This window comes from Paracoccus sp. AK26 (assembly GCF_011801365.1).
Taxonomy (GTDB): domain Bacteria; phylum Pseudomonadota; class Alphaproteobacteria; order Rhodobacterales; family Rhodobacteraceae; genus Paracoccus; species Paracoccus aerius.
The window spans coordinates 2129961-2153661 of record NZ_CP041041.1 but is presented as its reverse complement, the minus strand read 5'-3'; the positions used below and the strand labels follow the sequence as shown (position 1 = coordinate 2153661).

Here is a 23701-nt window from a genome sequence, read left to right as displayed (position 1 = left end):
GTTGACTTCCCGCCCCTGCCGCGCTTGATGCACGGCGGATTATTCGGGGAACGACCATGCACGCCTATCGCAGCCATACCTGCGGCGATCTGACCGCCGCCCATGCAGGGGAAACCGTCCGCCTGTCGGGCTGGGTCCATCGGGTCCGCGACCACGGGGGCGTGCTGTTCGTCGATCTGCGCGACCATTACGGCATGACGCAGGTGCTGGCCGACAGCGACAGCCCCGCCTTCGCCGCCATGGACAAGCTGCGCGCGGAAACCGTGATCCGCATCGACGGCCGCGTGAAGCTGCGCGACGCGTCCCTGGTCAACCCCAAGCTGCCCACCGGCGAGATCGAGGTCTACGCCACCGACCTGGAAGTCCTGGGCCCGTCGGACGAACTGCCGCTGCCGGTCTTCGGCGATCAGGAATACCCCGAGGAAACGCGCCTCGCCTATCGCTTCCTGGATCTGCGCCGGGAAAGCCTGCACAACAACATCATGCTGCGGTCCAAGGTGATCCGGTCCATCCGCAACCGCATGTGGGACCAGGGCTTCACGGAATTCCAGACGCCCATCATCACCGCGTCGTCGCCCGAAGGCGCGCGCGACTTCCTGGTGCCCTCGCGTCTGCATCCGGGCAAGTTCTATGCCCTGCCGCAGGCCCCCCAGCAGTTCAAGCAGCTGATCATGGTCGCGGGCTTCGACAAGTATTTCCAGATCGCCCCCTGCTTCCGCGACGAGGATCCGCGCGCCGATCGCAGCCCGACCGACTTCTACCAGCTTGACCTGGAAATGTCCTTCGTGAACCAGGAGGATGTCTTCGCCGCGATCCAGCCGGTGATCCAAGGGTTGTTCGAGGAGTTCGGGGGCGGCCGCCCCGTCGATGCTGACTGGCCGCGCATCCCTTATGCCGAGGCCTTGCTGAAATACGGCAGCGACAAGCCCGACCTGCGCAACCCGATCGAGATGCAGGTGGTGTCCGACCACTTCCGCGGTTCCGGCTTCGGCATCTTCGCCAAGCTGCTGGAACAGGAAGGCACCGAGATCCGCGCCATCCCCGCGCCCACCGGCGGGTCGCGCAAGTTCGCCGACCGCATGAACGCCTTCGCGCAGCGCGAGGGTCTGCCGGGCATGGGCTATATCTTCTGGCGCAAGGCCGAGGATGGCTCGACCGAGGCCGCCGGTCCCATCGCCAAGGCGCTTGGCGCCGAGCCGACCGAGGCGATCCGCCAGCAGCTTGGCCTGGGCGAGGGCGATGCTGTCTTCTTCCTAGGTGGCAAGCCTGAGCAGTTCGAGGCCGTCGCAGGCCGCGCCCGCAACGAGATCGGGCGAGAGCTTGGCCTGACCCAGGAAAACCAGTTCAAGTTCGCCTGGATCGTCGATTTCCCGATGTACGAGAAGACCGACGACGGCAAGATCGACTTCAGCCACAACCCGTTCTCGATGCCGCAGGGCGGGCTGGACGCGCTTAACGGTGATCCCTTGCAGGTCAAGGGCTATCAGTACGACCTCGCCTGCAACGGCTATGAACTGATTTCCGGCGCTATCCGCAACCACAAGCCCGAGATCATGTTCAAGGCCTTCGAACTGGCCGGCTATCCGGCATCCGAGGTCGAAAAGCGCTTCGGCGGCATGGTCAAGGCCTTCCGCTATGGCGCGCCGCCGCACGGGGGCTGTGCTGCCGGCATCGACCGGATCGTGATGCTGCTGGCGGACGAGCAGAACATCCGGCAGGTCATCATGTTCCCGATGAACCAGCGGGCCGAGGATCTGATGATGGGCGCCCCTTCGGAACCTACGAACGAACAGTTGCGCGACTTGCGCCTGCGCGTCCTGCCGAAAGAGTGATCTGACATTCGCCTTCTGCGTGCATAACCTTGCGCCGGGGGAAGACCCCCGCGTTGCAAGGGGGCGCGAATGCTGTCCTATCCCCAACTGGCCGCGATCCGGCTTGGCTATGGCCTGTCGCCCCTGGCCGACCCGCCCGCCGATCCGCAGGCCTTGGTCCGATCTGTCGGTTCGGCCGGACCGGACGCGCGCAGCTTCTCGATGGCGCGGGATTATCGGCCCCACCGGATCCGCAACCATGATCTGAACCAGCGGAAGGGAGGACCGGATCGGCCTGCGCTGAAGCGGCTGCGCGAAACCGTCCGGGACCTGGGAATGCGCGCGCCGCAGGTCAGGATCGCCCGCGCTGTAGATGACCGGGGCGGCTTCGGCGAACGCCTGGTGCAGTTCTGGGCCGACCACTTCACCGTCGTCACGGGCAACCTGTTCGACGCCGTGGCCTCGGCCGCCTTCGTGGACGAGGCGATCCGCCCGCACCTGGCCGGCCGTTTCGCCGACCTGATGCTGGCCGCCGAGACGCATCCCCGGATGATCACCTATCTGGACCAGGTGCAGTCGGTCGGGCCGAACTCTTCCGCAGGCAAGCGCGGGCGCGGCGTGAACGAGAACCTGGCCCGCGAGATGATTGAATTGCACAGCCTGGGCGCGGATTCAGGTTATGCGCAGGCCGATGTGCGCCAACTGGCGCTGCTGCTGACGGGGCTGACCTTCCGCCCGGTCCGCGACACTGGCAGCTTCTTCAACAAGGCTTGGGCCGAGCCGGGCAGCTTCCGGGTCCTAGGCAAGGCCTATGAGCGCGGCGATGATGACGGCGCGATCCGGCAGGCGATCGAGGATCTGGCCGCGCATGATGCGACCGCGCGGCACATCGCCCGCAAGCTGGCGGTGCATTTCGTCGCGGATGATCCGGCTGCAGAATTGGTGAACAGGCTGGCTGGCGCCTTCCGCGACAGCGGGGGCGACCTGCCGACCCTTTATCTGGTCCTGGCCGAGGCCCCGGAACTGCGCGGCTGCTTCCGCCAGAAGGTGCGCCAGCCGCTGGACTATATCGTGGCAGCTCTGCGGGCCTGTGGACTGACGGGCGCGGATGTGCTGGCGCTGGATCAGCGCCAGTTCACGAACCTTGTCCTGGGCGGGATGGCGCTGATGGGGCAGCGGTGGGGGCGGCCGCGCGGACCGGACGGCTGGCCCGAGGATGCCTCGGCCTGGGCCACGGCCCAGGGATTGGCGGGACGGATCGACTGGACGATGCGCCTGCTGCCGAAGCTGCTGCCTGAGCCGCCGGACCCGCGCGCGGTGCTGGAGACGGCGCTTGGCGACAGCGCCTCGGAGGTGCTGCGCCGGGCGGTGCCGCGGGCGGAAAGCCCGGCCGAGGGGCTGGCGCTGATCTTGGCCTCGCCCGATTTCAACCGGAGATGACGCGATGCTGTCACGCCGCCTGTTCCTGAAATCCTCGGCCCTGATTGGCTGTTCGGCCGCGGCCCATCCGCTGCTGTCGCCCATGGCCTTTGCCGCCCTTCCAGGCGAGAACCGGCTGGTCGTCATCATCCTGCGGGGCGCGATGGACGGGCTGGACGTGTTCCAGCCCTATGGCGATTCGAACCTGCGCGCGTTGCGCCGGACCCTGTCCCTGGGCCCCGATGGCGGGGCGGCGGATCTGGACGGGTTCTTCGCGCTGCACCCGGCGCTTGCCCCGCTTATGCCGCTGTGGCGGTCGGGCGAACTGGCCTTCGCGCCTGCGGTGTCCACCCCTTATCGCGACCAGCGGAGCCATTTCGACGGGCAGGATCTGCTGGAGGCCGGGACCGGCACCGATGTCGAGGCGATGCGCCTGCGCGACGGTTGGCTAAACCGGCTGCTGCAGGCCATGCCGGGGGTGCAGTCGGAAACGGCCTATTCGGTGGGGCTGGACGACATGCGCATCCTGGACGGGGCGGCACCGGCGAAAAGCTGGGCGCCGCAGACGCGGTTCCGCCTGTCGGCGCAAGGCCAGCGGCTGCTGGCCGATGTCTGGCACGACGACCCGCTGTTCCGCCCGGCCGGGGACCAGGCCATCGACATCATCAACGGCAACCTGGCCCGGATCGAGACCGAGGCAGGCCCCACCCGCGACGCCGAGGCCCTGGCCCGCTTCACCGCCGACCGCCTGAACGCCGAGACGCGGATCGCCAGCTTCTCGATCTCGGGCTGGGACAGCCATGCGCGGCAGGGTCCGGTGATCGAGCGCGCGTTGCAACGGCTTGGGGCGGCAATCCTGACGCTGCGCGCCGACCTGGGGACGAACTGGCGCCGCACCACGGTCCTGGCGATGACCGAGTTCGGGCGGACGGCGCGGGAAAACGGCACAGGCGGGACGGACCACGGGACGGGCGGGGCAATGCTGGTGGCGGGCGGCAACATCCGCGGCGGGCGCGCGATCGGGGGCTGGCCGGGACTGGCCGAAGGCGACCTTTACGCCGGGCGCGACCTGATGCCGCTGCGCGACATCCGCGCCCATGCCGCCTGGGTCATGCGCGACCTGTTCGACATCCCACGCGACGTGCTGGAGCGCAGCGTTTTTCCCGACCTCGACATGGGCGATAGCCCGCGCATCCTGGGTTGATCGCTACATGCTGGCGACGCGGGCCAGGCGTTCCTGCACCAGGCCGCTGATCCGCGCCAGGTCGCTGGCCAGCGAGTGCCCGGCGTCATGGTCGCGGGCAAGGGCAGTGGCGGCGGCTTCCAGGACGGGGTCATGGGCCGACCGCGCGATACCCGCCAGGAAATGCGCGATGTAATCAACCGCTGCGGTGTCCTGGGCGGTGGCCAGGATCTCGGCCACATGGGCCAGGTCGTCGCGCAGGCCCGAAGGGTCGGGCTGGATCACCTCATCCGGCAGGATGCGCAGTCCGTGGCCCCGCGCCTCGGCCGGAAGGGCCGCCAGAATGGTCTGCTGGAAGACGGCCAGGCTCTCGATCGGCTTGGGCAGGAAGCCGTCGGCCCCCGCGGCCATGGCGCTGTCGGCAAGGTCCGGATCGCCCGAGATGCCCAGCAGGACGGGGACCCGAGGCTCGGTCGCGGCAATCTGGCGGATCAGGTCGGCTCCGTCGCCATCGGGCAGGCCCAGATCGACGATCACCACGGCCGGGCGATAGGTCCGCAGATGCCGCTCGGCCGAACGCAGGCAATCCGCCCGGCGGATCCGCGCGCCCGAGCGAAGGCACAACAGCCGCACCGCTTCGCTGGCAAAGCGCGAATCCTCGACCACCAGCACGGTCAGGCCGGTCAGCGGCCGGTTCGGCGTCGAAACCCGCCACATGGGCAAAGTGTCGATCATGTCGGACACGATGTCTTTCTGCATGTCTTCATCCCCTACCGATGTCGCGTTTCCAGTTAGCCGCCGATTCGCTAAGAAGCCGTTAATGCCGCCGGGTTTTCCTTTCGCCGGTCCCGCAAAACCCCTAGAACCCCGCAAAACCGGAGGAAAAGATGATCGGACGCCTCAACCACGTTGCCATCGCTGTTCCCGACCTTGGCGCGGCCGCGGCCCAGTATGCCGGCACGCTTGGCGCCAAGGTCGGCGCCCCGCAGGACGAACCCGACCACGGCGTCACGGTGGTCTTCATCGAACTGCCCAACACAAAGGTCGAACTGCTTCATCCCTTGGGGGAAGACAGCCCGATCAAGGGCTTCCTGGACAAGAACCCGTCGGGCGGCATCCATCACATGTGCTTCGAGGTGGAGGACATCCTGGCCGCCCGCGACCGCCTGAAGGCCGAAGGCGCCCGCGTCCTGGGCAGCGGGGAACCCAAGATCGGCGCCCATGGCAAGCCGGTGCTGTTCCTGCATCCCAAGGATTTCAACGGCTGCCTGATCGAACTGGAGCAAGTCTGATGAACCTGACCGGAGGAATCGTCCTTTACGCCGTCCTGTGGTTCCTGACGCTGTTCATCGTGGTCCTGATCGGCCAACGCAGCCAGCAGGACGCGGGGGAAATCGTGCCCGGCACCCATGCAGGCGCGCCCGCCGACCTGCGCTTGAAGCCCAAGCTGATCTGGACCTCGGTCATTGCCGCGATCATCTGGGCGGCGATCGCCTATGTGATCTTCGGCGGGCTGATCACCCGCGCCGATATCGCGAATCTTGACCGGATGTTCCGCTGATCAGGTGGAACAGGTGCGTAAAGGCCGCCGCGGCCAGCAGCGGCACCGCGATGTTGACCAGCGGGATCACCAGGGCCACCGCCACCAGCACGCCTGCCACCGTCACGCGGGCTGAATTGGCTTGGCGCAGCGCGGTGGCCTGCGGTTCGTCCATGTGACGGCGCGCGGCCATCTGGAAGAACTCGCGCCCCAGCAGCCAGCCATTCGCGCCGAACAATAGCACCGGCGCCAGCGGCCCCAGAAAGGGCGTGGCCAGCAGCGACACGATCGCAACAGCCAGGACGGCCAGCACCACCGCCACCGATTCCAGCAGCCCGTCCCAGAAGTCGATCGACCCGCCGCGACGTGCCGGATAATGCATCTCCTCGACCACTTCGGCGACGCGTTCGGCGAACAGGCCCGCAAAGCCCGCCGCGACCGGGGCCATCAGGAAGAAGCCCATCACCGGGAACAGCGCCAGCGATCCCCAGGACAGGGCGGCGCCGACATCCAGCGTGCCGATCCAGGGCAAGGCGAAATCGCCCGGCACGAAGCGGCGGATCGCCCAGAACAGGCCCGACTGCAGCGCGACGAACAGCAGGATGGTCAGGCCGATGCCCATCAGCGCCAGACGGAAGATCCGCGGGCGCAGCAGGTCCAGCCAGCCCAGGGCAAGGGCGCGGAAGACCATCATTCCAGCCAGCTTGTCTTTGCGGCGACATCGGGACGCGGCCGTTCGGGCGGAGCTTCACCCCGGCTGCCCAGGTGGACCAGGCCCACCAGCCGCTCGTTGTCGGACAGGCCCAGATGGGTGCGGCCAAAGGTCTCGTCCAGCACCGCCGGGCCGGTCAGCCAGGCCGCCCCCCAGCCAGAGGCAAGCGCCGCGTTCACGAGACCCAGGCAAACCGCGCCCGCCGACAGGAACTGTTCCCACCCGGGCACCTTGTCGCTGGCCACAGGGCACGAGACGACCGCGACAACCGCGGGCGAGGCGAAGGCCGAGGCCGCCTTGTCCGCCACTGCCCCATCCTGCCCCGACCCCAGCACATGGTCGCGCAGCACCGGCCCCAGCCGGTCAAGCGCCGGGCGTTCCAGGACGACGAATCGCCACGGCTCCAGCTTGCCATGGTCGGGGACACGCGCAGCCAGCGTCAGCAGGCGCAGGATCTCGGCCCGGTCGGGGGCCGGTTCGCGCAGCATCTTGGGCGGATGGGACCGGCGTGTCGCCAGGAACTCCAGGGCGGCATCGTTGCGATAGGTCATGGCTGTCTCCTTTCCGGCGTTGTTCCTGAAAACGGTAAGGGCCACAACCTAGTCGCGGTCGATCCGGTAGTTGCCCTCGGGCAGGTTCAGGGCCAGCCGCAGCTCGGTCAGCTGGTGCATGGACAGGGTGACGCGCACCACCTCGTCGTCGGGGCCGACCTGTTCCAGCACTACGCGGTCGTCAAAAGACAGGATCACCACATCCTCGTTCAAGGGGCCAGTGTCGGGATCGGCCTCGTCGATCAGGGTGATGACGGTGGCGTCGAAATCATGCTCGATGGTAAACATCGCGGCCCTCCTTGCTTCCGGCCGACATTCGCGTGATGTGGGCCTGCAAACAAGTGGCAGGGTTTGCGCGGGATTCTGCAAGCCGCTAAGATCATGCCGAGCAAAGCGTAACGATCGCGCCGCCAAAAGGTGCGGCAACGGCATGAGGCGGGCGATGAAGCAGGTCACGGCGATCTTGGGTGCAGGTCTTCTGGGGGTGGCGGCCTGCGCCCCGCTGCCGCAGGACCAGATCCCCCCGTCCACCGGACCCTATGGATCGACGATTCCCGCGCCGGCGCCGGTCCTGACCAATGACGGCAGCCCGCAATCGGCGGCCCGCATGTTCGTGTCGGTGATGCGCCGGATGGAGCCTGCGGTCGAACGAGAATGCCTGCAACGGCGCACCCAGCCCATCAATTGCGATTTCCAGTTCGTGGTGGACGACCGGCCGGGCCAGGAAGCCAACGCCTTCCAGACCATCGACGCGACGGGCCGCCCCATCATCGGCTTCACCCTGTCGCTGATCGCCGAAACCCGCAACGGCGACGAGATCGCCTTTGTGGTGGGCCACGAGGCCAGCCATCACGTGCTGAACCACCTTGACCGCAAGGCAGGGGCGGCCGCGGCGGGGGCGGTGATCCTGGGCAGCATCGCCTCGGTCTATGGCAACAACCAGGAAGCGATCGAGACAGCGCAGCGAATCGGCGCGTCGGTCGGTTCGCGTTATTATTCCCGCGACTGGGAACTTCAGGCCGACTATCTGGGCGCCATCATGACGCTGAACGCGGGTTTCGATCCCATCAACGGATCGCGCTTTTTCGAACGTATTCCCGATCCCGGCGATCACATCCTGGGCACGCACCCGCCTCGCGCGGCACGACTGGCGCAGGTTCGTCAGGCCGTTGCCGATGTTCAAAGCGGGCGAATACGATAAGTTTGGCTACAACCGCAGGGACTATTGCAGATTTGCCACAGTTGAACTCGACGGTATTAATAAATTGCAGTCTGCGCAAAATATGAAAGCAAAAAACGGCTGAAGGCCGAGGCAATTTCAACCACTTATGGCGAAAATGCTGCATGGCTAAAACCTTTGGCAGACAGTTGCCAAAATCTCTTAAAAAATACTAGCAAATCGGCGGAATTCTGCTTTCGTGATCATTACCATGCACATAAAGTGCAATTGTGTTTGATCAGGTTGACGTGATGCCACCGGCATCCGTTTGGAGTGTCGGAATGATCGGCGTTGTTGTGTGGAGTAATGCAGAGCGCGAGAAGGCGGTGATCTGGTGCGAGGATCATGCGTCCCTTGCTTATCTGCAAGGGCGGGAAAACCTTGCCCATGCTGCCTGCTGGCCCCAGCCTGGTGATCTGGTCGAACTGGAAAGCGAAGTCAGCGGCGCCCTTCGCAACGCCCGCCGCGTGACGATGCTGTCCGAGCAGGAGTTCTCGCATCTTCCCGCCATGCTGCGGGCAAGCTCGGCCCCCCCGGAACCGCATCTGAAGGTCGTTTCCCCCGACCCGAGAGAGCAGCAGCCGGCCGGACCCGCGCTCCGGGTCGCGGCCGCCCGCTGATCCCGGCTCAGGCCCCGCGCGACAGGGCGGCGATGCCGGTGCGCGCTAGATCCGAAAGACCAAGGGGCCGCATCAGGTCGGCGAATGCATCCAGCTTGCTCGGCGTCCCGACGAGTTCGAAGACAAAGCTTTCCAGCGTAGAATCGACCACATTGGCGCGGAAGATCTCCGCGATGCGCAACGCCTCGACCCGCTTGTCGCCCTGGCCGCGCACCTTGAACAGCCCCAGTTCACGTTCCACCGCCGGGCCTTCGACCGTCAGGTCATGAACCTCGTGCACCGGCACGATCCGCCCAAGCTGCGCCTTGACCTGCGCGATCACCGCCGGCGTGCCGCGCGTGACAATCGTGATCCGCGAGCGGTGGCCGGTATGGTCCACCTCGGCCACGGTCAGGCTGTCGATGTTGTAGCCGCGCCCGGAAAACAGCCCGATGACGCGGGCAAGCACGCCCGGCTCGTTCTCGACCAGAACGGCCAAGGTATGGCTTTCCTCGACCTGGGAATTGGGGTCACGCAGGTCATAGGCCGAATGGCTGGACGCGCCCTTCTGGATGTTCAAAGCATTCATGGCTCTGCCTTCATCTTCTGTGCAGAAATATCTGGGGAGTGTGGGGGCACCGCCCCCACGCAGGGATCAGACCAGAACCGCGCCGTCGGCTTCGACCACGCCAAAGGTCGCGGCCTCGCCCAGCAGCATCTCGTTGTGCGGCTTGCCGGACGGGATCATCGGGAAGCAGTTCTCATGCTTTTCGACAAGCACATCCAGAATGAATGGCCCGTCATAATCCAGCATCTGCTGGATCGCATCGTCCAGATCCTTCGGATCCTTCACAAGCGCGCCCTTGCAGCCGAAGGCCTCGGCCAGCTTGACGAAATCGGGCAGGCTGTCCGACCAGCTTTGGCTGTAGCGTTCGCCATGCAGCAACTGCTGCCACTGGCGGACCATGCCAAGGCGTTCGTTGTTCAGGATGAACTGCTTCACCGGCAAGCGGAACTGAACGGCGGTGCCCATTTCCTGCATGTTCATCAGCCAGCTTGCATCGCCCGCGACGTTGATGACCAGGGCATCCGGATGGGCCATCTGCACGCCGATGCTGGCAGGCAGGCCATAGCCCATCGTCCCCAACCCGCCCGAGGTCATCCAGCGGTTCGGACCGTCGAAATGCAGGTATTGCGCGGCCCACATCTGGTGCTGTCCGACCTCGGTCGTGATGTATCGATCCCGTCCCTTGGTCAGCGCCTCCAGCCGTTCAAGCGCGTATTGCGGCTTGATCAACGTGTCGCTGTTTCGATAGCCAAGACAGTTCTTGGCCTTCCAGCCCTCGATCTGCTGCCACCAGTCGCGCAGGCCCGCGCTGTTGACCTTGCGGCCGCGCGATTTCCAGACCTTCAGCAGATCTTCAAGGACATGGCCCACGTCGCCGACGATGGGAATATCCACCCGGACCACCTTGTTGATGCTGGAAGGGTCGATGTCGATATGCGCCTTGACGGAATGCGGGCTGAAATCGGCAATGCGCCCGGTGATCCGGTCGTCGAATCGCGCACCGATGTTTATCATCAGGTCGCAGCCATGCATCGCCAGGTTGGCCTCGTACAGCCCGTGCATCCCCAGCATCCCCAGCCAGTTCTTGCCCGACGCCGGATAGGCGCCAAGCCCCATCAGCGTCGAGGTGACCGGGAAGCCCGTGGCATCGGCCAGTTCGCGCAGCAACTGGCTGGCGCCGGGACCGGAATTGATGACGCCGCCGCCGGTGTAAAGGATCGGGCGCTCGGCCCCCTCCATCAGTTCGACCAGACGGGTGATGGCCTGGATGTCGCCCTTGCGGACCGGCTGATAGCGTCCGGGCTCGACCTGCTTTGGCCCGACATAGGTGCCGCTGGCGAATTGGACATCCTTCGGGATGTCCACCAGCACCGGCCCCGGACGACCCGAGGTCGCGACCTGGAAGGCCTTGTGGATGGTCTCGGCCAGCTTGTCGGTGTCCTTCACCAGCCAGTTGTGCTTGGTGCAGGGCCGCGTGATGCCGACGGTATCGGCTTCCTGGAAGCCGTCGGTGCCGATCATGAAGGTCGGAACCTGGCCCGACAGCACGACCAGCGGGATCGAATCCAGCAGCGCGTCGGTCAGGCCGGTGACCGCGTTCGTGGCGCCGGGCCCAGAGGTGACCAGAACCACCCCCGGCTTTCCCGTCGACCGGGCATAGCCTTCGGCCATGTGGACCGCGCCCTGTTCGTGGCGCACCAGGACATGGGTGATGTCGTTCTGCTGGAACAGCTCGTCATAAATGGGTAGCACCGCCCCGCCCGGATAGCCGAATACCGTGTCGACACCCTGATCGCGCAAGGCTTCGACAACCATTCTCGCACCCGTCATCATTCGGGACATCATTCTTCTCCATCAGAACAAGGCAGGCGGCACAGGGAATCCCGTTGCGCGCGTCGGGGCAAACTATGGACGCGGTCCCCCGTGGTCAATGGGGTGGCGCGGATAAAATGACGCAGGCCGAGCGGAATTTGTAATTTTCTTTCGCCGGTCAGCGATCGAACTGGGGCAGGGCAATCCGCGCCACCTGTTCCACGATCGGGTCGACCGACAGGGGATGGGCCTCGTTCGAATGATCTTCCGGGTCGCCGATGTTCTGCCAGACCCCGCCTTTGTAGATCTCAAGCGCCGAGAAGCGCGCCTTGTAGTCCATCTTGCGGCTGCCCGGCACCCAATAGCCCAGATAGATGTAGGGCAGCTTCGCGGCCCGCGCGATCTCGATATGGTCCAGGATCAGATATGTCCCCAGGCTCGCCGGTTGCAGGATGGGGTGATAGAAGCTGTAGACAAGGCTCAACCCGTCATCCAGCACGTCGGTCAGGCAGACGGCCGCCAGGAAGTCATCGCCGGGTGCCAGCCGTTCCGGATGGTCGCCGTTGCAGCGGTATTCGATCACGCGGGTCTTGACCGGCGTTTCCTCGATCATCGCGGCAAATTCGAAGATGTCCATGTCGGCCATGCCGCCATCGGCGTGGCGGCTGTCCAGATAGCGGCGGAACAGGTCGAACTGCTCCTCGGTCGCCCAGGCACTTGTCGCCAGGCGGCGCAGGCCCGAATTGCGCCGGATCAGCCGCCGCTGCGTGCGCGAGGGCTTGAAGTCCGCCACCCGGATCCGCGCCGACATGCAGGCCACGCAGCTTTCGCAACTGGGCCGGTAGAGGACGTTCTGCGACCGGCGGAAGCCTTGGCGGGACAAAGCGTTGTTCAGTTCGGCCGCGTTGTCGCCATGCAGCGCCGTGAACAGCTTGCGTTCGGCCCGGCCATGCAGATAGGGGCAGGGCTGCGGTGCCGTCACATAGAATTGCGGCGCATGGGGCAGGGTATGGCGCATCAGCGCAGGCCCTTATGGCGAATTGTCGTTGCGGAACTGATCATGCGCCAAAAAGGATCCGTGTGCCCACCTGTCGATTTTGCGAAAGCCTAACAACGATTGCTTCACCCGCCAAGTCGCGAAAGGGTTAAACCTTGAACCGATCTGGGTGCCGGGCGTTGACGGCACAAGGGCTTAGGCTAGTCTGCCGCGCATGGATTTCGCCGCCCGCATCACCCGCCAGCCCATCGCCGTTGACCACGACCGCGCCCAGCACGTGCTGGCGCAGTTGCCGCCGCTTGATCCCCGCCTGTCCGCGCTGATCGCCGGGGTGGCGGGGTGCAGCCCCTATCTGGCGGGGCTGCTGCAGAAGGAAGCGGCCTGGCTGCCGGGGGCGCTTGATCACGACGACGTGGTCACGCGCGAAACCGCAGGATTTGAGGACCTTTCCACCGACGATCTGGCGGTGGCGCTGCGCCGCGCCAAGCGGCGGGTTGCGCTGCAGACCGCCCTTGCAGATCTGGGCGGGGTCTGGACGCTGGAACAGGTGACGGGCGCGCTGTCCGACCTAGCCGATCGCGCCGTCGATCTGGCCCTGCGTGCGCAGGTGGCACAGGAACGCCGTCGCGGCAAGCTGCCGCCCAGCAACGCGGACGCGGGCGGGATCTTCGCCCTGGCAATGGGCAAGGGCGGCGCCCGAGAGCTGAACTACAGCTCCGACATCGACCTGATCGTGCTGTTCGACGAGACCGCCTACGCCGATGCCCACCAGCAGGACGCCCGCGCCGCCCTGATCCGGGCCACGCGCAAGATGGCGACGATGCTGTCCGAGGTGACCGAGCACGGCTATGTCTTCCGCACCGACCTGCGCTTGCGCCCCGATGCTGCGGTGACGCCCGTCTGCCTTTCGGCCGCCGCCGCGCTTGCCTATTACGAGGCCGAGGGCCGCACCTGGGAACGCGCAGCCTTCATCAAGGCCCGTGCTGCGGCAGGCGACATCGCGGCGGGTGAACGGTTCCTGCGCGAGTTGCGGCCCTTCGTCTGGCGCAAGCACCTGGATTTCGCCGCGATCCAGGACGCCCACGACATGCGCCTGCGGATCCGCGACCACAAGGGCCTGGGCGGACGGTTGGAGATCCCGGGGCACAACATGAAGCTGGGCCGCGGCGGCATCCGAGAGATCGAGTTCTTCACCCAGACCCGCCAGTTGATCGCGGGCGGGCGCGACCCGGACCTGCGATGCCGCGACACGGTGGGCGGGTTGGCGGCCCTGGCGGACAAGGGCTGGATCCCGGCGGATGTGGCGCGCGACCTGACCGATCATTACCGCCAGCACCGCGACATCGAGCATCGCATCCAGATGGTGAATGACGCCCAGACCCATTCCGTGCCCAAGGACGGGACCGGATTGGCCTTGATTGCTGCCTTGATGGGAGAGGCGGATGCCGATGCCTGGTCGACCCGGCTGCGCGCGCGGCTGGATCATGTGCACGACCTGACCGAAACCTTCTTTGCGCCGGGCGAGGCTGTGCAGCGTCCGTCGATCTCGGCCGAAGCGCAGGCGATCATCGACCGATGGCAGACCTATCCCGCGCTGCGGTCCGCCCGCGCGCAGCAGATCTTCCGGCGAGTCGAACCGGAGCTCTTGTGCCGCATGGCCAGGACCGGCCATCCCGACGAGGCGCTGTCCCGATTCGATGCCTTCTTGTCGGCGCTGCCCGCCGGGGTGCAGATCTTTTCCCTGTTCGAGGCCAATCCGCAGTTGATCGACCTGCTGGTCGATATCTGCGGCAGCGCGCCGGGGCTGGCGGCCTATCTGACGCGCCATTCGGCGGTGCTGGATGCGGTTCTGGGGGGCAGTTTCTTTTCACCCTGGCCCGGTGCCCAAGGATTGCGTGCCGATCTGGACCGCGTGCTGCAGGCGGCACTGAACGGTTCCGGCGGCGGATACGAGGCCGCCTTGGACAGTGCCCGCCGCTGGGCGCATGAATGGCATTTTCGCGTGGGCGTCCATCACCTGCGCGGCCTGATCGACGCGGACGAGGCGGCGGGCCAGTATGCCGATATTGCCGATGCCTGCATCGCCGCGCTGTTTCCCGTCACCACGGCCGATTTCGCCCGCAAGCATGGCGCGCCGCCGGGCCGGGGGGCCGTGGTGCTGGGCATGGGGTCGCTGGGCGCGCGCACGCTGAATGCCGGGTCGGACCTGGACCTGATCGTGATCTATGACGCGGACGGCGCCGAGGCCTCGGATGGGCCGCGCCCCTTGGCGGCGCGTCCCTTTTATGCGCGGCTGACGCAGGCCATGATCACCGCCGCCTCGGCCCCCACGGCCGAAGGGCGGCTTTACGAGGTTGACATGCGGCTGCGCCCCTCGGGGCGGCAGGGGCCGGTCGCGACCGCCATCCAGAGCTTCGAAAGCTACCAGATGACCGAGGCCTGGACCTGGGAACATCTGGCCCTGACCCGCGCCCGCGTGGTGGCGCTTGCCGGAGAAGGGGCGGAGGCTTTGGCCCGCGATGTCGAGGCGCTGCGGCTGTCCGTCCTGCGCGGGCGGGGCACCGATGCGCGGGTGATGCCCGACCTGGCCGACATGCGCGAACGGATCTTTGCGGCGCGCCCGCTGGACGGCGTATGGGAAGCCAAGGTCGGCCCTGGCCGGTTGCAGGACATCGACCTGCTGGCGCAATCCCTGGCGCTGCGGACGGGGGATCCGGCACGGGGGACGCTGGCACAGTTGCGGGCGGGCCGGCGGGCGGGACTGATCACGGCCGTGGATGCCGACAAGCTGGGGTCGATCTGGCGGTTCCTGTGGCGTCTGCACGCCTCGGGTCGATTGCTGACGGGCAAGCCGCTGGACATGGACGACATAGGTTTGGGCGGGCAGGAATTCCTTTTGCGGGAAAGCGGTGCGGCATCGGTCACGGAACTGGCCGACCGCCTGCGCCATTCCTGCACCGAAGCGGCCGCCCTGATCGACGCGGCCCTTCCGGTGGCTTCGGGCGCGCCGGCGGCCTAGGCGCTCTTGCGGATCGGCGGGGCGGCGATCGCGTCCAGGGTGGCTGCGATCGCCGGTTCCTTCGGCAGGGCGGCATCCCGGCGTTCGCCGATCTGGCCCAGCAACGGCACCGGCACCGTGCCATCCGCCACCACGACCGCGGCGTCGGCGTCATAGATGCCATGTGCGGTCTTGTCCCAATAGAAGGGAGTAATGAGCGAAAGTTGGTGATGCCCTGAGGGGGCGGCATATCATGGCGGTGTTCAGAACGCCGTCAATTCTCAACCGAGAAAGGGATATGCCACATGCCAGAGACTACCATCACCCAGCTGTCCGATCCATCCGGATTCAGCACCGATCCCTTCACCGATATTATCCGTGACGGCGCGCGCAAGTTGATCGAACAGGCAATCCACGCGGAGTTGGCAGCGCTGATGGCCGCCTTTTCCGCCGAGAAGCTGGAGAATGGCACATCACGGCTGGTGCGCCATGGTTACCTGCCGGAACGGGAGGTGATGACCGGGATTGGCCCCGTGCCGGTGAAAGTGCCGCGGGTGCGCGATCGCAAGCCCGGTGAGGACAAGATCACCTTCACACCCAGCATCCTGCCGCGATACCTGCGCAAGGCGAAATCGGTCGAGGAACTGCTGCCCTGGCTTTACCTCAAGGGCGTCAGCACAGGGGACTTCAGCGAAGCGCTGGCAGCGCTTCTCGGCCAGAACGCCCCTGGGCTTTCGGCCAAGACGATCACGCGGCTGAAGGCAGACTGGTGGACCGACTATGAGGCCTGGCAAAAGCGCGACCTAAGCCATCGGCGCTTTCTCTACATCTGGGCCGATGGCGTGTATTTCAAACCGCGCATGGCTGAGGAGAAGCAATGCGTTCTGGTGATCGTCGGGGCCGATGAATATGGCCGCAAGGAGCTTCTGGCGATGATCGACGGCTTTCGCGAAAGCGCTGAGAGCTGGCGTGAGCTCTTGCTAGATCTCCGGCGCCGGGGCCTGAAGCAGGATCCCAACCTGGCCATCGGCGATGGCGCGCTCGGGTTCTGGACCGCGCTGCGCGAGGTCTTCGCCACCACCCGTGAACAACGCTGTTGGGTCCATAAGACAATGAATGTGCTGAATGCGCTGCCAAAGTCGCTGCAGGACAAGGCCAAGAGCCATCTGCATGACATCTGGCAGGCGGAAACCAAGGCCGAGGCCGGCGCCGCCTTCGACTTCTTCGTCGAAACCTACGGGGTCAAATACGACAAGGCCGTTGCCAAGCTGGTCAAGGATCGCGAGGCGCTGCTGACCTTTTACGACTACCCGGCCGAGCACTGGAAACACATCCGGACATCCAATCCAATTGAAAGCACCTTCGCGACCGTCCGGCACCGAACGAAACGCACCAAAGGATGCCTCAGCCGCAGGACCGGGCTGGCCATGGCCTTCAAGCTGATGATGTCGGCGCAGGGGAAATGGCGCAAACTCGACGGCCAGAACCGCCTCCCGGAAATCATTCAGGGGATTGAGTTCCGCGACGGCCTCCGCCAACTTCAAGCCGCCGCCTGATCACGCGTCACCAACTTTTGCCCATATCTCATAGAAGGGCTTCACGACCACTTCGTAGATCGCCTTCCATCCTGCCAGGCAGCCCAGCGGGAAATACAGGTGCAGGCTGGGCACCCAGGCCGTCAGGTGACGGTGCTTGTCGCCGCGCACGGCCCATATGCCCACGCCGATGGACAGCAGTTCCGAGACGATGAAGGTGCCGAACAGCGCGGGGATCGCATAGCCGCCCCAGACGCCCGCCAGGGGTTCGCGCAAGGGATGGGGCAGGCCCAGGCTCAGCAGCCAGAAGCTCCACAGGATGGGGGCCAGCAGGTATTGCGACAGGCTGCCCAGGAACTGGATCTGGAAGCCCAGGAACCGCCAGGGGCCAAGCTCGCGCCACAGCGCGCGCGGGTCGCGCATGTGGACGCCCCAGGTCATCGCATAGCCCTTGAGCCAGCGGGACCGCTGCTTGATCCAGGGCAGGGCGCGGCAGTTCGCTTCCTCGTCCGTGGTGGTGTCGATGATCTCGGTCCGCCAGCCGCGCCGCGCCAGGCGCACGCCCAGGTCCGCGTCCTCGGTCACGTTCCAGGCGTCCCAGGCGCCGACCTGTTCCAGCACGTCCCGGCGGAAGAACAGCGTCGTGCCGCCCAGGGGAACGACCAGTCCAAGCCGCGCGACGCCGGGCAGGATCACCCGGAACCAGGACGCGTATTCAACGGTGAAGCAGCGGGCCAGCCAGTTGGTGCGCGGGTTGTAGTAATCAAGCGCGCCCTGCAGGCAGGCTACGTCGGCGGGTGCAAAGTGGAAACCGCGCGCTACCTTGTGCAACTGGTCGGGATCGGGCCGGTCCTCGGCATCCCAGACGCCGATGATCGCACCCCGGCAGAAGTTCAGCGCATAGTTCAGCGCGCGCGGCTTGGTCTGGACAGGGCCATTCGGCACCTCGACCACGCGGATCCAGCCGGGCAGGCGCGCGCCCTGGATGGCGTTGCGGGTCACCTGGTCGCTGGCCTCGATCACCAGAAGGATGTCGGTCAACTCGCGCGGATAATCCAGCCGCGACAGGCGGCCCACCAGCTTGCCCGCGACATCGCTTTCGCGAAACAGCGGCACCATGACCGAGATCACGGGCAGCGGGCCAGTCATCTCGGCTCGTGCAGCCTTGCCGGAGGTAAGCCCTTCGGCCTGAACGCGTTCCTCGGCCCTGATGCGCCGGGTCGCCAGCAGCGCCATCAGCTTCAGCCCGCTTTGCGCGACCAGCGACACCGTGGCCCAGGCGGTCAGCAGCGACAGCACCGCGACCGGGATCAGCCACAGCCCCAGGACCAGCAGCGCGATCGCCCCAAGCGCGATGCGGCCGGTCCGAGCCTCGTTCCTTGAACGGCAGGATTCGGCGGCGGGAACGCGCATCTCGGCCTTGCGGATCATGGCGATGCGGCGCGAGGCGAGGATTGCGCCCTGGATCTGGTCTTCCGAGCACAGCAGCATCCGTACCTGGCCGAAGCTTTCCGGCAGCCCTGGAATCATCGCCTCGAACGCTTCGGGCCGAGCGGTGGCGATCCAGGTCACGCCGCCGATGCGCCGCCAGGGAAGGACGGCGTTTGCAAGGCAGAACTCGGCGCCAAGAATGTCGATCAGGCGGGGATCGCCAGGCGTGCGGATCGGATCCAGGGCGGTGGTGCGCCATTGGCGGCACAGTGCGCGCAACAGCGCCTCGGGCGTGACCCAGCCTTGTGACAGGAGGATCTGGCCCAGGCGGCTGTCCTGCCGCCCGCGCATGACGCTGGCCTTCAGCAGGTTGCCGGGATCGACCGCCCCGTCTTCCAGAAGGATCTGGCCCAGGGGTTGCTGGTGGCGCGGCGCCAGGGTCGGCTGCACGGCCGCAGCGGGAAAGGGGCGTGCAACAGTTTGCGGACTGGCCATGGGCGATTCCCTTGTGGATCGCCCATGACTGGCACGAAACCGGTTAAGAAGCGGTTAAGCCCCCCGGCGGTCGCGCATCGCCTCGGCGAAGCGCTTGAACAGATACAGGCTGTCCTGCGGCCCTGGCGCGGCCTCGGGGTGGTACTGCACCGAAAAGACCGGCCTGTCGGCCACGCGGATGCCGCAATTGCTGCCGTCGAACAGGCTGACATGGGTTTCCATGACACCTGCGGGCAGGGTCTGGCTGTCCACTGCGAAGCCGTGGTTCATCGAGGTTATCTCGACCTTGCCGGTCTGCACGTCTCGGACCGGGTGGTTCGCGCCGTGATGGCCATGGCTCATCTTCACCGTCTTCGCCCCAAGGGCAAGCGCCAGCATCTGGTGGCCCAGGCAGATGCCGAAGATCGGCATGTCGCGGTCCAGCAGGTTCTGGATCATGGGCACGGCATATTCGCCGGTCGCCGCCGGGTCGCCGGGGCCGTTCGACAGGAACACGCCTTCGGGTTCATGGGCCAGGACTTCCTCGGCCGTGGCGGTGGCGGGCAGGACCGTCACATCCGCGCCGAAGGCCACCAGCGACCGCAGGATGTTGCGCTTGGCACCGTAATCCAGGGCGACGACCTTGAAGGGCTTGTCTTGCGCAGCCTCGCCGAAGCCCTTGCTCCATTCCCATGCGCCCTGGGTCCAGCGATAGCTTTGCCGGCAGCAGACATCCTTTGCCAGATCAAGGCCCACGAGGCCTGTCCAGTTGCGGGCCTTGGCGACCATCGCAGCGATGTCGAACGTGCCGTCGGGATCATGGGCAAGCACCACATGAGGGGCGCCCTGCTGGCGGATCGCGCGGGTCAGGCGGCGGGTATCCACGCCGCCGATGCCGATGCGCCCGCGCCGGGCCATCCAGCCGGGCAGGTCGCCTGCGGCGCGCCAGTTGGACGGGTCGGTCGGATCCCAGCGGACGACGATGCCGCTTGCGACGGGATCGGGTGCCTCGTCATCCTCGGGGGTGATGCCGGTATTGCCGATATGGGGAAAGGTGAAGGTGACGATCTGACTGGCGTAGGAGGGATCGGTCATGATCTCCTGATAGCCGGTCATGGCGGTGTTGAAGACCAGCTCGGCCACCACTTCCCCCGGGGCGCCGAAGCCCTGGCCATAGAAGACGGTTCCGTCGGCAAGCGCAAGGCAGGCGGTCGGTTTGTTGGCCATAGCAAGCACCCTTTGTCTGAAATCTGCCGGTCAATATGGGGATGGCGGCCCAAGGTCAAGGACATCGGCCACCCTTGATCTGGCCGGGCCGCTGGCCTACATCGCAGGCTTTCGCGACCCGGAGACGCTGACAATGGACCTGCGAGCCACGCTGCAAGCTGCCACCAAGGACGCCATGAAGGCCAAGGACAGCGCACGCCTGTCCACGCTGCGCCTGATCGGCGCCGCCATCAAGGACCGCGAGATCGCGGCCCGCACGGGCGACGGCGACGGCACGCTGGGCGACCAGGACCTGATCGCCATCCTGTCGAAGATGGTCAAGCAGCGCCAGGAATCGGCCAAGGCCTACGAGGAAGGCGGCCGGTTGGAGCTGGCCCAGAAGGAAGAGGCCGAGATCGGCGTCATCCAGGAGTTCCTGCCCCGTCAGCTTGACGAGGCCGAAACCGCCGCTGCAATTGACGCGGCCATCGCCTCGCTGGGCGCGGCCAGCATCCGCGACATGGGGCGCGTTATGGCGGAACTGCGCGATCGTCATGCCGGGCAGATGGATTTCGGCGCGGTGGGACCGATGGTCAAGGCGCGGCTGCTGAACTGACCTGCCGTCCGGCGCGTTTGGGCGGGCAGGAGGTAACAGCCATGCCCGCCAAATCCAAAGCCCAGCAGAAAGCCGCAGGCGCGGCTCTGTCCGCCAAGCGCGGCGACACCAAGGTCAAGGACCTTCAAGGGGCGTCCAGGGACATGCATGACAGCATGTCCGAAAGCCAGCTGAAGGATCTTGCCGAAACCAAGCGCAAGGGCAAGCCCGAGCATAAAGGCGATTGACACCCGCGCCTAGCGCAGGTTCGCCAGTCGCCTCAGCAGGTCGTCATGCAGGTGGCGGCGTTCCTGCGGGGTCAGGAAGGCGCCCAGTTCGATTTCCCGCTTGCCGTCGGTCAGGGTCAGGTAGGATTCGACCGGGCCACGCCGCAGGATCGGGCGCAGCCAATAGCTGTTGGTGGTCCATTCCCGCAAGCCGCCGCCGGGATCGCGGCGGATCACCTGCGCGGTGCGGCGATCCAGCAGCAGTTCCTCGGCCGTCTGGCCCCGGCGAAAGCTGTGCTGGATCGCATACCAGACGCCGCCGATCACCAGCAGGACGAAGGGCAGAAGTCCCCAGAGCACGGCGGTGCCCAGCATCGCCACGACCGGCAGCGCCATGAACCCCGCCGTCAGGCCGATGAACCAGACGAATCCCTTCGGCGGCAGCGACTGGTAGGGCCAGAGCCGCAGTTGATATGAAACGGCCCCGGTATCATCCGGGGCCGTGTCTTTCCATTCATAGGGCATCAGTGCGCGTGGCTGCGGTCCCAGTCCTCGCGCTTGGGAAGCTGCTCGAACGTGTGTTCGGGCGGGGGCGAGGGCAGGGTCCATTCCAGCGTGTCCGCGAACTCGTTCCAGTAGTTGTTCTCGGTCACGCGCTTGCCGGCGAACAGCGTGTAGAAGACCACGCCGATGAAGAACAGGAAGGACGCAAAGGACAGATAGGCGCCCAACGAACTGATGTAGTTCCAGTAGGCGTATTCCACCGGATAGTCGATGTAGCGGCGCGGCATCCCCTGGCGGCCCAGGAAGTGCTGCGGGAAGAAGGTCAGGTTGGCGCCGATGAACATCGTCCAGAAATGCAGCTTGCCCGCCCATTCCGGATATTGCCGGCCCGACATCTTGCCTATCCAGAAATAGATCCCCGCGAACAGCGCGAAGACGGCGCCCAGCGACATCACATAGTGGAAGTGCGCCACGACGTAGTAGGTATCGTGGTAAACGCGGTCCAGGGGGGCCTGCGACAGCACGACGCCGGTCACGCCGCCCACGGTGAACAGGAACAGGAAGCCGAAGGCCCAGAGCATCGGCGTCTTGAACTCGATCGAGCCGCCCCACATCGTCGCGATCCACGAGAAGACCTTGATGCCCGTGGGCACGGCGATCGTCATGGTGGCCAGCATGAAATAGGACTGCTGGGTCAGCGACATGCCGACCGTGTACATGTGGTGCGCCCAGACGACGAAACCCAGCACCCCGATCGCGGCCATGGCCAGGACCATCGGAAGATAGCCGAAGATCGGCTTCTTGGCGAAGGTGGCGATGACGTGGCTGATGATGCCGAAGCCCGGCAGGATGATGATGTAGACTTCCGGATGGCCGAAGAACCACAGGATGTGCTGGTACAGCACCGGGTCGCCGCCGCCGGCCGGGTTGAAGAAGTTGGTGCCGAAGTTGCGGTCCATCAGCAGCATGGTGATGGCGCCGGCCAGGACGGGCAGGGCCAGCAGGATCAGCCAGGCGGTGATGAAGACCGACCAGGCGAACAGCGGCACCTTGAACAGGGTCATGCCGGGGGCGCGCATGTTCAGGAAGGTGGTGATGATGTTGATCGACCCCAGGATCGACGAGGCGCCCGACACGTGGACCGCGAAGATCGCCAGGTCCATGGAATAGCCGGCCTCGGTCGTGGACAGGGGCGGATACATGACCCAGCCCACGCCCGAGCCAAGCTGGTCGGACCCGCCCGGTGCCAGCAGCGAGGCGATGCCCAGGCAGACGCCGGCCACATACATCCAGTAGGACAGGTTGTTCAGGCGCGGGAAGCTCATGTCCGGCGCGCCGATCTGCAGCGGCATGAAATAGTTGCCAAAGCCGCCGAACAGCGCCGGGATCACCACGAAGAACATCATCAGGACGCCGTGATAGGTGATCATCACGTTCCACAGATGGCCGTTCGGGGTGCATTCGGCGGTCGAATCGGCAATGAAGCGCGCGCCTTCCAGGCACATGAACTGCACGCCGGGGTTTTGCAGCTCCATCCGCATGTAGACCGTGAAGCTGACCGCGATCAGCCCCACGATCCCTGCGGTAAACAGGTAAAGAATACCGATGTCCTTGTGATTGGTGGACATGAACCAGCGGGTGAAGAACCCGCGTTGGTCGTGATGGTCGTCGTGGCCATGAACGGCTGCGTCTGCCATACCCGAACTCCCTCAGATATAGTGATCCGGTCCGGCAGACCGGCATTTCCTTTGGGTTGTTCTAGACCAGCCATGCCGACCCGGCAATGCCCTAAGGTCGCCGGAAGGGCAGCTTTTGGTTGCAGAGCCTGCCTCCGGACCTAGCGAAAGACAAGAACCGGGATCTTGGAATGCGTCAGGATCCGGGTGGCCTGGCTGCCCATCACCACCGCAGCCATCCCCCTGCGCCCGTGCGAGGCCATGGCGATCAGGTCGCAGCCTTCGCCCAGCGCGGTGTCGATGATTGCCTGATAAGGATTGTCGTGCCACTTGTGATGCGTCTCGGCCCGGACGCCCGCCGCCGCTGCCTTTGCTTGCGCGGCTTCCAGAACCTTGCGGGCAAAGGCCGCCGCATCGGCATCATAGCTGGCCCGGCTGCTTTCCACCTGCATCGCGTCGGTGCTGAGGATATGGAAGGGTTCTGTCACGGTGACGATGGTCACAACGGCGCCCAGGCTGGTGGCCAGGGCCAGCCCCTTGTCAACGGCCTGGCTGGCCAGGTCGGACCCGTCGGTCGGGATCAGGATATGCTTGAACATCGATGCTCCTCGTGCGGCGGCCTGGCACCGTGGTGGCGCGGGCCT

24 protein-coding genes are annotated in these 23701 nt (G+C 65.8%); 11 read left to right on the top strand and 13 right to left on the bottom strand.

Going from position 1 to position 23701, the window contains the following annotated elements; translation table 11 throughout:
- Nucleotides 1–56 precede the first annotated feature (56 nt).
- From aspS to FIU66_RS10620, 3 genes are all read left to right on the top strand, one after another.
- Nucleotides 57–1832, top strand: coding sequence for an aspartate--tRNA ligase (aspS, locus tag FIU66_RS10630; protein ID WP_167622678.1), 1776 nt, complete (start codon nt 57–59; stop codon nt 1830–1832).
- A gap of 69 nt (nt 1833–1901) precedes the next feature.
- Nucleotides 1902–3251 carry a DUF1800 family protein gene (locus FIU66_RS10625; RefSeq protein WP_167622677.1) on the top strand — a complete coding sequence of 450 codons (1350 nt, stop codon included), beginning with the start codon at nt 1902–1904 and terminating at the stop codon, nt 3249–3251.
- 4 nt (nt 3252–3255) lie between these two features.
- Nucleotides 3256–4434 (top strand): DUF1501 domain-containing protein, encoded by a 1179-nt coding sequence (locus FIU66_RS10620; protein ID WP_167622676.1) that lies wholly within the window; start codon nt 3256–3258, stop codon nt 4432–4434.
- A 3-nt stretch (nt 4435–4437) separates the two neighbouring features.
- Here FIU66_RS10620 and FIU66_RS10615 read toward each other — a convergent pair whose 3' ends face one another.
- Nucleotides 4438–5172: a response regulator gene (locus tag FIU66_RS10615; protein WP_370528914.1), complete on the bottom strand. Its 735-nt coding sequence runs from the start codon at nt 5170–5172 to the stop codon at nt 4438–4440.
- Nucleotides 5173–5300: 128 nt separating this feature from the next.
- Here FIU66_RS10615 and mce point away from each other — a divergent pair, with 128 nt between their 5' ends.
- Both mce and FIU66_RS10605 read left to right on the top strand, forming a co-directional pair.
- The gene (gene mce, locus FIU66_RS10610) at nt 5301–5705 is read left to right on the top strand and encodes a methylmalonyl-CoA epimerase (RefSeq protein WP_167622675.1); all 405 of its coding nucleotides are present in this window, start codon (nt 5301–5303) and stop codon (nt 5703–5705) included.
- The gene (locus FIU66_RS10605; protein ID WP_167622674.1) at nt 5705–5974 is read left to right on the top strand and encodes a DUF1467 family protein; all 270 of its coding nucleotides are present in this window, start codon (nt 5705–5707) and stop codon (nt 5972–5974) included. The genes mce and FIU66_RS10605 overlap by 1 nt, the downstream gene beginning before the upstream one ends.
- On the opposite strand, the gene FIU66_RS10600 is transcribed toward FIU66_RS10605, so the two are convergent.
- The 3 genes from FIU66_RS10600 to FIU66_RS10590 are packed head-to-tail and all read right to left on the bottom strand — an operon-like array spanning nt 5931 to nt 7504.
- Nucleotides 5931–6647 (bottom strand): EI24 domain-containing protein, encoded by a 717-nt coding sequence (locus FIU66_RS10600; protein WP_240544663.1) that lies wholly within the window; start codon nt 6645–6647, stop codon nt 5931–5933. The genes FIU66_RS10605 and FIU66_RS10600 overlap by 44 nt on opposite strands.
- Nucleotides 6644–7216, bottom strand: a complete 573-nt coding sequence (locus FIU66_RS10595; RefSeq protein ID WP_167622673.1) for a nitroreductase — start codon at nt 7214–7216, stop codon at nt 6644–6646. Before FIU66_RS10595 ends, FIU66_RS10600 begins: the two co-directional genes overlap by 4 nt.
- A gap of 48 nt (nt 7217–7264) precedes the next feature.
- Entirely contained in the window at nt 7265–7504 is a 240-nt protein-coding gene (locus FIU66_RS10590) for a hypothetical protein (protein WP_167622672.1), read from the bottom strand.
- 154 nt (nt 7505–7658) lie between these two features.
- Between FIU66_RS10590 and FIU66_RS10585 the strand changes: the two genes are divergently transcribed.
- Both FIU66_RS10585 and FIU66_RS10580 read left to right on the top strand, forming a co-directional pair.
- Nucleotides 7659–8417, top strand: coding sequence for a M48 family metallopeptidase (locus tag FIU66_RS10585; RefSeq protein WP_229849379.1), 759 nt, complete (start codon nt 7659–7661; stop codon nt 8415–8417).
- A 299-nt stretch (nt 8418–8716) separates the two neighbouring features.
- Entirely contained in the window at nt 8717–9055 is a 339-nt protein-coding gene (locus FIU66_RS10580) for a hypothetical protein (RefSeq protein WP_167622670.1), read from the top strand.
- Nucleotides 9056–9062: 7 nt separating this feature from the next.
- Here FIU66_RS10580 and ilvN read toward each other — a convergent pair whose 3' ends face one another.
- From ilvN to FIU66_RS10565, 3 genes are all read right to left on the bottom strand, one after another.
- Nucleotides 9063–9623, bottom strand: a complete 561-nt coding sequence (gene ilvN / locus FIU66_RS10575) for an acetolactate synthase small subunit (protein ID WP_167622669.1) — start codon at nt 9621–9623, stop codon at nt 9063–9065.
- A gap of 66 nt (nt 9624–9689) precedes the next feature.
- Complete coding sequence (locus FIU66_RS10570) at nt 9690–11444, bottom strand: acetolactate synthase 3 large subunit (RefSeq protein WP_167623473.1); 1755 nt, start codon at nt 11442–11444, stop codon at nt 9690–9692.
- A gap of 148 nt (nt 11445–11592) precedes the next feature.
- On the bottom strand, nt 11593–12432 hold the full coding sequence (locus tag FIU66_RS10565) for an arginyltransferase (protein WP_167622668.1): 840 nt from the start codon (nt 12430–12432) through the stop codon (nt 11593–11595).
- 193 nt (nt 12433–12625) lie between these two features.
- Here FIU66_RS10565 and FIU66_RS10560 point away from each other — a divergent pair, with 193 nt between their 5' ends.
- Entirely contained in the window at nt 12626–15430 is a 2805-nt protein-coding gene (locus FIU66_RS10560) for a glutamine-synthetase adenylyltransferase (protein WP_167622667.1), read from the top strand.
- On the opposite strand, the gene FIU66_RS18255 is transcribed toward FIU66_RS10560, so the two are convergent.
- The gene (locus tag FIU66_RS18255; protein ID WP_255432213.1) at nt 15427–15561 is read right to left on the bottom strand and encodes a hypothetical protein; all 135 of its coding nucleotides are present in this window, start codon (nt 15559–15561) and stop codon (nt 15427–15429) included. The two genes, FIU66_RS10560 and FIU66_RS18255, sit on opposite strands and share 4 nt — an antisense overlap.
- 153 nt (nt 15562–15714) lie before the next feature.
- On the opposite strand from FIU66_RS18255, the gene FIU66_RS10555 reads away from it, so the two are divergent.
- Nucleotides 15715–16965: an IS256 family transposase gene (locus FIU66_RS10555; protein WP_167622666.1), complete on the top strand. Its 1251-nt coding sequence runs from the start codon at nt 15715–15717 to the stop codon at nt 16963–16965.
- Here FIU66_RS10555 and FIU66_RS10550 read toward each other — a convergent pair whose 3' ends face one another.
- Nucleotides 16966–18870 (bottom strand): glycosyltransferase, encoded by a 1905-nt coding sequence (locus FIU66_RS10550; RefSeq protein WP_167622665.1) that lies wholly within the window; start codon nt 18868–18870, stop codon nt 16966–16968.
- 54 nt (nt 18871–18924) lie between these two features.
- Nucleotides 18925–20076, bottom strand: coding sequence for a glutamine-hydrolyzing carbamoyl-phosphate synthase small subunit (carA, locus tag FIU66_RS10545; protein WP_167622664.1), 1152 nt, complete (start codon nt 20074–20076; stop codon nt 18925–18927).
- A 133-nt stretch (nt 20077–20209) separates the two neighbouring features.
- On the opposite strand from carA, the gene FIU66_RS10540 reads away from it, so the two are divergent.
- Together FIU66_RS10540 and FIU66_RS10535 are read left to right on the top strand one after the other, a co-directional pair.
- Nucleotides 20210–20671, top strand: coding sequence for a GatB/YqeY domain-containing protein (locus FIU66_RS10540; protein WP_167622663.1), 462 nt, complete (start codon nt 20210–20212; stop codon nt 20669–20671).
- A gap of 41 nt (nt 20672–20712) precedes the next feature.
- A complete protein-coding gene (locus FIU66_RS10535) occupies nt 20713–20898 on the top strand; it encodes a DUF3008 family protein (RefSeq protein ID WP_167622662.1) in 186 nt (61 codons plus the stop codon).
- Nucleotides 20899–20907: 9 nt separating this feature from the next.
- On the opposite strand, the gene FIU66_RS10530 is transcribed toward FIU66_RS10535, so the two are convergent.
- From FIU66_RS10530 to FIU66_RS10520, 3 genes are all read right to left on the bottom strand, one after another.
- Complete coding sequence (locus FIU66_RS10530) at nt 20908–21402, bottom strand: DUF2244 domain-containing protein (protein ID WP_167622661.1); 495 nt, start codon at nt 21400–21402, stop codon at nt 20908–20910.
- On the bottom strand, nt 21402–23078 hold the full coding sequence (ctaD, locus tag FIU66_RS10525; protein ID WP_167622660.1) for a cytochrome c oxidase subunit I: 1677 nt from the start codon (nt 23076–23078) through the stop codon (nt 21402–21404). The genes FIU66_RS10530 and ctaD overlap by 1 nt, the downstream gene beginning before the upstream one ends.
- Nucleotides 23079–23218: 140 nt before the next feature.
- Nucleotides 23219–23656 carry a universal stress protein gene (locus FIU66_RS10520; RefSeq protein WP_167622659.1) on the bottom strand — a complete coding sequence of 146 codons (438 nt, stop codon included), beginning with the start codon at nt 23654–23656 and terminating at the stop codon, nt 23219–23221.
- Nucleotides 23657–23701 lie beyond the last annotated feature (45 nt).